The 10249-nt window shown below is 46.2% G+C and carries 10 protein-coding genes and 1 other annotated feature; all 10 genes read left to right on the top strand.

The window, feature by feature from the left end:
* Positions 1-125 precede the first annotated feature (125 nt).
* The 10 genes from ACYVR3_RS13520 to cls all read left to right on the top strand — a co-directional run bounded on the left by ACYVR3_RS13520 (position 126) and on the right by cls (position 10233).
* Positions 126-1442 (top strand): bifunctional folylpolyglutamate synthase/dihydrofolate synthase, encoded by a 1317-nt coding sequence (locus ACYVR3_RS13520; RefSeq protein ID WP_461244678.1) that lies wholly within the window; start codon positions 126-128, stop codon positions 1440-1442.
* Positions 1443-1622: 180 nt separating this feature from the next.
* The gene (locus ACYVR3_RS13515; RefSeq protein WP_054736167.1) at positions 1623-2627 is read left to right on the top strand and encodes a rod shape-determining protein; all 1005 of its coding nucleotides are present in this window, start codon (positions 1623-1625) and stop codon (positions 2625-2627) included.
* A 218-nt stretch (positions 2628-2845) separates the two neighbouring features.
* Complete coding sequence (gene mreC / locus ACYVR3_RS13510) at positions 2846-3709, top strand: rod shape-determining protein MreC (RefSeq protein WP_461244677.1); 864 nt, start codon at positions 2846-2848, stop codon at positions 3707-3709.
* A 10-nt stretch (positions 3710-3719) separates the two neighbouring features.
* Positions 3720-4244 carry a rod shape-determining protein MreD gene (gene mreD, locus ACYVR3_RS13505; RefSeq protein ID WP_054736169.1) on the top strand — a complete coding sequence of 175 codons (525 nt, stop codon included), beginning with the start codon at positions 3720-3722 and terminating at the stop codon, positions 4242-4244.
* 15 nt (positions 4245-4259) lie between these two features.
* Positions 4260-4925 (top strand): septum site-determining protein MinC, encoded by a 666-nt coding sequence (locus tag ACYVR3_RS13500; RefSeq protein WP_461244676.1) that lies wholly within the window; start codon positions 4260-4262, stop codon positions 4923-4925.
* A gap of 5 nt (positions 4926-4930) precedes the next feature.
* On the top strand, positions 4931-5734 hold the full coding sequence (minD, locus tag ACYVR3_RS13495) for a septum site-determining protein MinD (protein WP_054736172.1): 804 nt from the start codon (positions 4931-4933) through the stop codon (positions 5732-5734).
* A 68-nt stretch (positions 5735-5802) separates the two neighbouring features.
* Positions 5803-6033, top strand: a binding site (T-box leader).
* A gap of 153 nt (positions 6034-6186) precedes the next feature.
* Positions 6187-6831: an amino acid ABC transporter permease gene (locus ACYVR3_RS13490; protein WP_057151882.1), complete on the top strand. Its 645-nt coding sequence runs from the start codon at positions 6187-6189 to the stop codon at positions 6829-6831.
* Positions 6832-6855: 24 nt separating this feature from the next.
* A complete protein-coding gene (locus ACYVR3_RS13485) occupies positions 6856-7494 on the top strand; it encodes an amino acid ABC transporter ATP-binding protein (RefSeq protein ID WP_054736174.1) in 639 nt (212 codons plus the stop codon).
* A gap of 17 nt (positions 7495-7511) precedes the next feature.
* On the top strand, positions 7512-8354 hold the full coding sequence (locus tag ACYVR3_RS13480) for an amino acid ABC transporter substrate-binding protein (RefSeq protein WP_057151881.1): 843 nt from the start codon (positions 7512-7514) through the stop codon (positions 8352-8354).
* A gap of 430 nt (positions 8355-8784) precedes the next feature.
* A complete protein-coding gene (gene cls / locus ACYVR3_RS13475) occupies positions 8785-10233 on the top strand; it encodes a cardiolipin synthase (protein ID WP_461244675.1) in 1449 nt (482 codons plus the stop codon).
* Positions 10234-10249: the final 16 nt, after the last annotated feature.

Genomic DNA, 10249 nt, shown 5'->3' with positions numbered 1-10249 from the left:
CGCGGCATCTTTCCACTATAGAAAACCAGAATCACTGAATTTCACAAACTAAACATGCTTACGCTGGACACAAACGTCAGTTACACTACAATAAGAAATAAACACTTACAGGAGAACAACCAATCATGATAACGACTTACGATGAAGCATTAGCGTTCATTCATGGACGGACGAAGTTTAAGAAGAGTGACCATTTAAACCGGATGAAGGCGTTCTTGGACCGGCTGGATAATCCTCAGCAAGACGTCACGGCGATTCACGTTGCCGGGACGAACGGAAAGGGGTCTACAGTCGCCTTTTTGCGTGAGCTGTTGATGGCGACTGGTCAAACGGTTGGGACGTTTACATCGCCGTTTTTAGTTCGATTTAATGAACGCATCTCGGTTGATGGTCAGCCGATTAGTGACGATGATCTGGTGCAGTTAGTTCAGACCGTTGAACCGGTTATCGCTGACTTGGATGCCAATTATCCGGAAGGCGGTCCGACAGAATTTGAAATTATCACCGCGATGATGTTCTTGTATTTTAAAGACCATGTCGACGTTGCGGTGATTGAAGTGGGCATTGGTGGCATCCTTGATTCAACTAACGTCTTTACACCTGCTGTGTCGGTGATTACGACGATTGGTTATGATCATATGAAATTGCTGGGAAATACGTTGACTGAGATTGCGGGCCAAAAGGCAGGCATTATCAAGGATGGGGTGCCGGTCGTTGCTGGACGTTTGCCTGAAGAGGCAATGGCGGTGATCGAAGCGACAGCTGAAGCTCACCACAGTCAGTTATACCGAGTTGGACGCGAAATTAAGACCAAGATTCGCTCGGAAGCGGGCTGGCAAGAAACCTTTGACCTAGCCACGGCTAATAGCCGGCATCGGGGAATTTCAATCCAGCTATTAGGCGACTATCAGGTCGATAACGCCAGCTGTGCATTGGCGGCGTTTGACCTCTACCTTGCGGCTCATCCGTTTAGGGCGACTGAACGCGAAATTAAAGCGGCAATGGCGAACACAGTTTGGGCGGGGCGGTTTGAACCCGTCAATCAAGACCCATTGATTGTTTTAGATGGTGCTCATAATGAACCGGCCGTCGAGGAACTCACGACGTTGCTGAAAAAACGGTTTGCGGGCCGCGACATCTACGTGTTGTTTGCGGTGCTTGCCGACAAGCAGCATGATCAGATGTTGGCGACATTACGGACGGTACCACATTTACACATTGTGTTGACCACCTTTGAAGGGCCAGCAACTCGTCAAGTCACAGATCCAGATGAATTGGCGGCAAAATACGCAGCGGATGACCGCATCGAAGTGATCCCCAACTGGCAACTCGCCATTGGGCAGATTCTGCAACAAATTTCGGCAGATGACCTCTTTTTGATTACCGGTTCCCTGTATTTTATCTCGGATGTCCGCCACTTTTTCAAGGATCCAGCCGACTAAAACCGGGGAAAATATTAAATTCCACTAAATTTCAAATAAAAGCTTGCCGAACCCCCTATAAATTAGGTATGCTTTTTCTGGCAAGTAGTTATTAAATTTAAGAGGTATGGTATAATAACACCTAGCAAATTACCAAACAATCCAACGTGGGATTGTGGCCAAATGAAGGGATGAAACAGATTGTTCGGATTAGGAACGAAAAACATTGGCATCGACCTTGGGACGGCCAACACGATCGTTTACGTCGACGGTAAGGGTATCGTCTTACGTGAACCATCCGTAGTTGCGCGCAACACCAAATCTGGTGAAATCGTCTCCGTCGGTGAAGACGCAAGAGCAATGATCGGCCGGACTCCAGCAAGTATTGTTGCGATTCGACCAATGAAGGACGGGGTAATCGCTGATTACGATACTACCGTTGCGATGATGAAGTACTTTATTCAAAAGACGCTGGGCAACTCTAACGGGAAGCCTTACGTCATGGTTTGTGTGCCAAGTGGTGTCACAGAAGTTGAAAAACGAGCTGTTATCGATGCAACCCGGGTTGCCGGCGCGCGTGACGCATACGTGCTTGAAGAACCATTCGCAGCCGCTATTGGTGCTGGTTTGCCAGTGATGGATCCAACCGGTAGCATGGTTGTTGATATTGGTGGTGGGACCACTGACGTTGCCACGATTTCACTTGGTGGGATCGTTTCAAGTCGTTCGATTCGAATGGCTGGTGACAAGTTGGACGAAGCCATCGTGGCTTACGTTCGTCAACACTTTAACCTGTTAATCGGTGAACGGACTGCTGAACAATTGAAGTGGGACATTGGTTCTGCTTCAAAGGAAGCTGTCAAAGAAGACGACGGCGCTTCAATTCGTGGACGTGACCTAATTTCTGGGTTACCTAAGACGATTGAAGTTTCGGCTTCAGATATTGCCGATGCCATCCATGAAGGTGTCGAAGAAATCATTACTGCTATCAAGGAAACCCTTGAAGAAACGTCACCTGAAATTGCGGCTGACGTCATCGATCACGGGATCGTCTTGACCGGTGGTGGTGCCTTACTCCGGAACTTACCTGACGTCATTGCGGATGCCACCAAAGTGCCCGTCTTTATCGCCAACGATCCATTGGATTGTGTGGCTATCGGGACCGGTGAATCTTTGAAGAGCATCGACGTAATGAAAAAGAAATAAGATGAGCGTGGGAAAATAGGCGTTTTGCCCAGATTATAGCGAAAAAGCCGTATGATTTGCGCGTAATCATATGGCTTTTTCGCTTAGTGGACCGATACGAGGCCTAGTTTTGCACCTGATTTAAGATTGTGACAAGGCGCCCAACGGATTTGACGCGCGGGGCGCCTTGATTATCGGTATCAAACTACCGACGTAGAGTTAACTGGAGGACGTTGTTCATGAATAAATTCTTTTCAAACCGACGATTGGTGATCATCATTGTATGTTTGATCGTCAGTTTTGGGTTGATGAGTGTCTCCGTTGTGATTCGGAATAAGCGGTCGACGCCACCGCTGCTACAGCAGTTTGGCAACGATATCGTGGGACTGGTCAATCGAGCAGTCGCTTGGCCGGTCAACGGCGTCAAGGGCTCCGTCACATCGGTTTCGGACTTACTCAACACGTATCAAGAAAACAAACGGCTGAAGAGCCAAGTACAAGAATTGGCCCAAACGAAGGTGCATGATCAAGCCTTGAGTCAACAAAACAAAAAGCTTAAAACGCAACTTAAGCTCAACAAGACGTTAACGGACTATAGCTCAGTTAATGCAACGGTGATTGCCCGGACGCCATCGTCATGGCAAGATCAAGTGATCATCGATAAGGGGAGCGCAGCTGGTATCAAGAAGAACATGCCAGTGCTTTCTGGATCCGGCTTAGTTGGTCGGGTGGCTGAAGTTAACCGGACGAATAGTAAGGTTGAATTACTGTCTAACAGTAGCGAATCAGCTAACCGGTTTGCGGTTCAAATCACTAATAAGAGTGGTCAAACGGTTAACGGGATCATTACGGGTTATAATAGTGATAAGGACCAAATTGAGATGGGGAACGTGACCTCGAAGACGAAGATCGAAAAAGGCGATAAGGTTTCAACGAGTGGGTTGGGTGGTATTATGCCAGCAGGCCTATACGTTGGCTCCGTTACGGCAACCGGTCATTCCGATTACGGGTTGTCATCAAAAATCACGATCAAACCAGCGGCCGATATTTCGCGCCTAAGTTTCGTGACGGTGGCAATTCGCCAAGCGCAAACCACCAATTAAGGAGGCAACTATGTTACGGGTAACAAAATTACGTTACGGCTTTCCGATTGGGTTGTTCCTGTGCTTCTTTTTGGATGGCATCTTGGGTCAGGTCTTTCCTGAGCAATTGTTTAACTACCCTTATTCGATGAGTAGTTATTTAGTTGTGTTATGGTTAGTGTTGTCAGTTTACTTTGAAGACCCCATTAAGATTCCCTTAGGGGTGTGGGCCGCAATTGCGGGGGGCATATTTGACCTTTACTACACCGGAATCTTTGGTATCTTCGTGTTCGTTTTCCCAATCGTGGTTGCACTGACACGGGCCTGCTTTAAGGCGTTTCCCATTAACTTCTTGAGTGGCTTATTGGTCTACTTTATCGATATTACGATCGTCAGTGGCCTAAGTTACCTAGGAAACGTGGCCATTCATATTACCAGTGCATCGTTTACCGACCTACTGGTTTATTCGTTGGCGCCCACATTGGCGTACAACTTAGCCGTTTACGTCATCTTATATTTTCCAATTCAGCGACTATTTAGTCGATTGAAAAATTAAAAAGGGGTCATGGGTATGCAGTCTGTCGTATTAAGAGGTAATCAGGATGGCTATCAATTAGTGTTGAGCCAGGCCGCCAGTTTTGAGGCCATTAAACTTGAACTACGGGGACTATTAGATAATTTAGCCGCTGATAGTCAGATAAAGGATAAAACCATCAGTTTTGATGTGTTATCCCCTCAACGCTTACTGACTGCCGAACAGCATCAAAAACTGACCAGTATTATTAACGAGTACGATCATTTTGAGATTCATAAAGTGATCACGGATGTGATGACGATTGAAGACGCGGAGGCAATCAAAGAACGCGAAAACGTTCACTTGGTCACCCAAACGATTCGAAATGGTCAAACGTTAGAAATGACTGGCGATGTTTTGTTTTTAGGCATCATTAACGAAGGTGGCCGCTTACTGACAACTGGCAACCTCTTTACGATGGGCACGGTACTGGGCATTTTGCAGGCGGGTTATCCAAGTGCTGAGGATAAAGTTGTGGTTGGTGATTTACACCAAGCGCAACAAGTTCGCATTGGGGAACAAATTAGCATCGTTGAAGTTGATCAACCAGAAGCGGATGCACAAACCATTGCCTACGTTAACGATTTACACGTACTGGAATATGGCCAATTGGCTGATTTAAAAACAATTAATCCGAAAATGTACCACCAAATGGGAGGCTAGTGGAGATGGGAAAATCAATCGTTATCACATCGGGTAAGGGCGGTGTTGGTAAAACAACGTCAAGTGCCAACATTGGGACCGCACTGGCGTTAATGGGCAAGCGCGTCTGCTTGGTCGATTTGGATATTGGGCTACGCAACCTCGACGTTGTGTTGGGACTTGATAACCGGATCATCTATGACATCGTTGACGTGGTGGAAGGTCGCGCAAAGTTGGCCCAAGCTATCGTGAAGGACAAGCGATTCGATGACTTACTGTACCTGTTGCCAGCAGCGCAAAATGCCGATAAGAACGCGTTGACTGAAGAACAAGCAAAGCAGATCATTGACGACTTAAAACCCGACTTTGATTACGTGCTGATCGATTGTCCCGCCGGCATTGAACAAGGATTCTTGAATGCCATTGCCGGGGCGGATGCAGCGATTATCGTCACAACGCCTGAGATTTCAGCCGTTCGAGATGCCGATCGCATCGTTGGCTTGCTTGAAAAGAACCCGTTGCGAGAAGAATCACACTTGTTGATCAACCGAATTCGCAGCCACATGATGGCCGATGGGGACGCTATGGACGTGGATGAAATCACCCACCACTTAGGCGTACCATTGCTAGGCATCATTGTGGATGATGATGAAGTGATCGCAACCTCAAACCGAGGCGAGCCAATCGTGCTTGAAACCGACAACATTGCCGGTCGTGGTTACCGCGACATCGCGCGACGGTTGGAAGGCGAAACGGTACCGTTGATTAAATTGGAACAACCGAAAACCGGTTTCTGGTCTAAGGTTGGGCACTGGTTTAAGCGCGGATAAGGATCAAGATTTTTGGTCGCGACTTGACACCAAAGTTAAATCAGCTATAATGAGACATAATTTAATAAACAACAACTTGGAACGGACTAGTAAGGTTACCCGATTAGTTAGAGAGCACCGTCATGCTGAGAGCGGCGCAATGGGGTAGTCTGAATCACATCCGGGAGTTGGTCTCCTGAATTAAGTAGGGAGATGCCGGTCAGCTCGTTATCGCTGAAGTTTAAGCTTTAAACTTGTTGAGGTTAGCTGTGTGAGCAGTTAACAAACATGAGGTGGAACCGCGATCAATCGCCCTCTTGGATTCGTCCAAGGGGGCGTTTTTTAAACTTAAACTTCGTAAGGGTAGCTGTGTGAGCAGTGACCAAATTGAGGTGGAACCGCGACACTGTCGTCCTCTTGAAGGCTTATTTAGTCTTCAAGAGGACTTTTTTGATTTAGAAGGGGGAGACAATATGTTACACTATGCAGCTGAAATACTACCATCATTATTGAGTGGGGCTTGGATGACCGTTCGAATCTTCTTTTGGACGTTGATCGTTTCCATTCCACTAGGAATCTTTGTCAGTCTGGGCTTGATGTCTAAATTCAGCCCACTACGTTGGATCTTGAAGTTTTACGTTTGGTTAATGCGTGGTACGCCATTGTTACTGCAATTAATTTTTGTTTTTTACGGCTTACCAATCATCGGCGTTATTTTCCAACGGTATGATGCAGCGCTGTTTGCATTCATCTTGAACTACACGGCGTATTTCTCGGAAATCTTCCGTGGTGGGTTCCAAGCGATTCCAAAGGGCCAGTACGAAAGTGCCCGAGTTTTGCGGTTAACGCGGGGACAAACCCTTCGCCGCATCGTCATTCCACAAGTGGTTAAGATCGTGGTGCCATCCATTGGGAACGAAGTCATTAACCTGATCAAGGACTCATCATTAGTTTACGTTATCGGGTTAGGCGACTTACTTCGTGCTGGTAACATTGCGACCGCTCGCGATGTGACGTTGTTACCATTAGTCTTAGTTGGGGTCATTTACCTGTTGATGACGGCCGTTGCGACCTTCATTTTACGTAAGGTTGAACAACACTACCGGACTTGGCGTTAGGCAGACGGATAGGAGGACGAGTTAATGCTAGAACTAAAAAATATTAAAAAGCAATTCGATGGTCGAACCATTTTAGATAACTTGAACCTACAGGTGCCTGATGGCCAAATCTTAGCCATTGTTGGGCCTTCTGGGGCTGGTAAAACTACGTTACTGCGTTGTATCAGTGGATTAGAGACCGTTGATTCAGGGGAATTTTCACTTGATGGCCAAGTGTTTGATCCAGCTGAGAACCGAGATAACGATAAGGTGATCGGGGTCGTATTCCAAGACTTCCAATTGTTTCCAAACCTAACGGTGAAGGCCAACATTACCTTAGCACCGGAGTTAGTCTTGAAACAAGATAAGCAAACGGCGGATGAAACAGCGCAACGTTTGATCGACCAACTAAACTTATCGGGTAAGGAAGACCTGTACCCCTACCAACTTTCTGGTGGGCAAAAGCAACGGGTCGCAATCGTTCGGGCTTTGGCCATGAATCCCAAGATTCTCTGTTACGATGAACCAACGAGTGCCTTGGATCCGGATTTACGTCAAACTGTTGAAGATATTATTTTAGGCTTGAAACAAACCAAGATGACCCAAATCGTGGTTACTCATGATATGGAATTTGCCGAACACGTGGCGGATCAAATTATGCGAGTTGAACCAATTAAGGCATAACGGGAGGGAGTAGTAGCATGAAAAAACGATTTTGGCTAGTATTAGTCATGCTCTTTACCACCGTAGGCCTATTATCTGGTTGTGGGATAACGGTTGGTAAACGAGCCAATCACGTCGATAACTGGCAACGAATCCAAAAACGCGGTTACGTGACCGTAGGGTTGGATGATACGTTCGTGCCAATGGGGTTCCGGGAAAAGAGCGGAAAACTGGTTGGGTACGATGTGGACCTTGCTCGAGCATTGTTCAAGTTGTACAACATCAAGGTTAGTTTCCAAACCATTGACTGGTCGATGAACGCAACGGAATTAAATAACGGGACGATCGATTTAATCTGGAACGGTTATTCGAAGACACCAGAACGTGAAAAAGTAGTTGCGTTTAGTGATACGTACCTGCAAAATGATCAAACCTTGGTCACCTTGCGCAAAGATAACATTAAATCATTTAACGATATGACGGGTAAAACATTAGGCGCGCAAGCCGGGTCGTCAGGTGCTAACGATATCAGCACGTACCACACGTTGTTAAAGGATAAAATCAAGGGTAAGTCACCGGTGCTCTATGATTCATTCACTAACGCTTTCATTGATTTAAATGCAGGCCGAATCCAAGGCATGATCATTGATTCGACGTATGCGGGCTACTACGTGAACCACGAAAGTAACCCTAAGGACTACCGAATCATCAATGGGTCCTTCCCTAAAGAAGCGTTCGGGGTCGGGATGCGTAAAACGGATACGACGATGCGTCACAAAATTAACCGTGGGTTGAAGATTTTGGCTAAGAATGGGACGTTAGCTAAAATCAACCACAAGTGGTTTGGTGATGCGGCGGATTCACCGTTGTTAAAGAAGTAGAGAGCGGAGCAAAACGTTTTGAGCGTGGCGTATAAGGGCGCCCCAGTCATACTGACCGGTTTTTGGTCAGTATGACTGGGGCGCCCTTATACATAACGCTCAGTTTTGCGGAGTTCATTTCGGCGCAGGCTAATTAAGGTGGTAATGATAATCAACCTCTCGATATCACTAATTAACGCCAACTAAAGCTTAACTAGCGCCGAAAATAAGTAATCGCAATGAGCGTCGCCAAGGAACACTTTGAAATAACCAGATATGAAGCTCCCAGTTAACAACTAGGCCCACGGCTCATCTAGTTCAACCACCTGAAAAGTCAGCCATTTTTTCAGCATTGCCAAAATTGTGATAAGATGGGAGTATTATTTTTCAAAACAAACTGCAAGCATCATGATGCATTTTATTGAACAGCAAATTAGGGGGCGTGAACAGGATGACAATTATAGGACTGTTGCTCATTGGTGTGATCGGCATTAATTTAATTGTGGCACTGATCACGGTGCTACGAGAAGAACGGGATATTTCCACAACCTGGGCGTGGTTGTTGGTGCTGATTTTATTGCCCGTGATTGGCTTTATTTTTTACTTATTTGCGGGTCGAAAAATTTCAAAGAAACGGATTTTTGATATTCAGGCACAAGAAAAATTAGGGCTATCGCAACTGGTCACGTCGCAAAAACAGTTGATTGCCCAACACGAGTTAACGGTGCCTGATAATGATAATCCGGAAATTCAAGAAATTGCGAACCTCTTCTTGGAAACGGATCAAGCCGTCTTGACGACCCGGAATCAGGTTCAGGTGTTTACGGAAGGTCAGTCGAAATTTGAGGCACTCTTTGCTGATTTGAAACGTGCTAAACACCATATCAATGTTGAATACTTTACGTTTTATAATGATCAGGTGGGGCGAAAATTTGTGTCGATACTTGAACAAAAGGCCGCTGAAGGCGTTGAAGTTCGAGTGATTTACGATACCTTTGGCTCCCACGGGGGTAAAAAGCACCTCTTTAAGCGACTGACTAAATTGGGTGGCCACGCCTACCCGTTTTTGAGTTCTCGGCTAGCGTTGAGCGATTTCCAACTTAATTTCCGTGATCACCGTAAAATCGTGGTGATTGATGGTAAGGTTGGGTATACCGGTGGCTTCAACGTTGGCGATCAGTACCTTGGCCGAAAAGCAAAGTTTGGCTTTTGGCGCGATACCCACCTGCGAATCGAGGGGAATGCCGTGTTAGCTTTGCAGAACCGCTTTTTCCTAGATTGGAACGCAACGGCTAAGCGACAACGCGTGCAGTACAGTGCGCAGTATTTTCCAGCAATTCAATCTCAAGGGACCACGAGCATGCAAATTGTTTCTAGTGGCCCGGATTCTGAGTTACAGCAAATTAAGAAGGGGTACTTGAAATTGATCAACAGTGCCCGACGCGCAATTGTCATTCAGTCGCCATATTTTGTGCCCGACGAAAGTATTTTAGAAGCACTGAAGGTGGCCGCGTTGTCTGGTATTCGAATTCGGCTAATGATTCCGGACCGGCCAGATCACCCGTTTGTTTATCGCGCAACGGAGTATTTTGCGAAATCGTTGATGAAGGCCGGCGGTGAAGTTTACCTGTATCATAAGGGGTTCATGCACGCAAAAATGATGGTCGTTGACGGTGAAGTGGCTTCAGTGGGGTCGGCGAACATGGATATTCGGTCGTTTAAACTCAATTTTGAAGTTAATGCCTTCATGTATGATCAGCAATTGGCGGAACGGTTACTGACGATTTTTGAAACGGATATTGATGTATCCGAAAAGATGACGTTGGCCAAATACCAGGCCCAATCATTGTGGATTCGGTGTAAACAATCTTTTTCGAGATTGTTGTCACCAATTTTATGAAGAGCTATCATAATTA

Source organism: Secundilactobacillus muriivasis (genome assembly GCF_054785195.1).
This window is presented reverse-complemented; position numbering and strand designations above follow the sequence as displayed.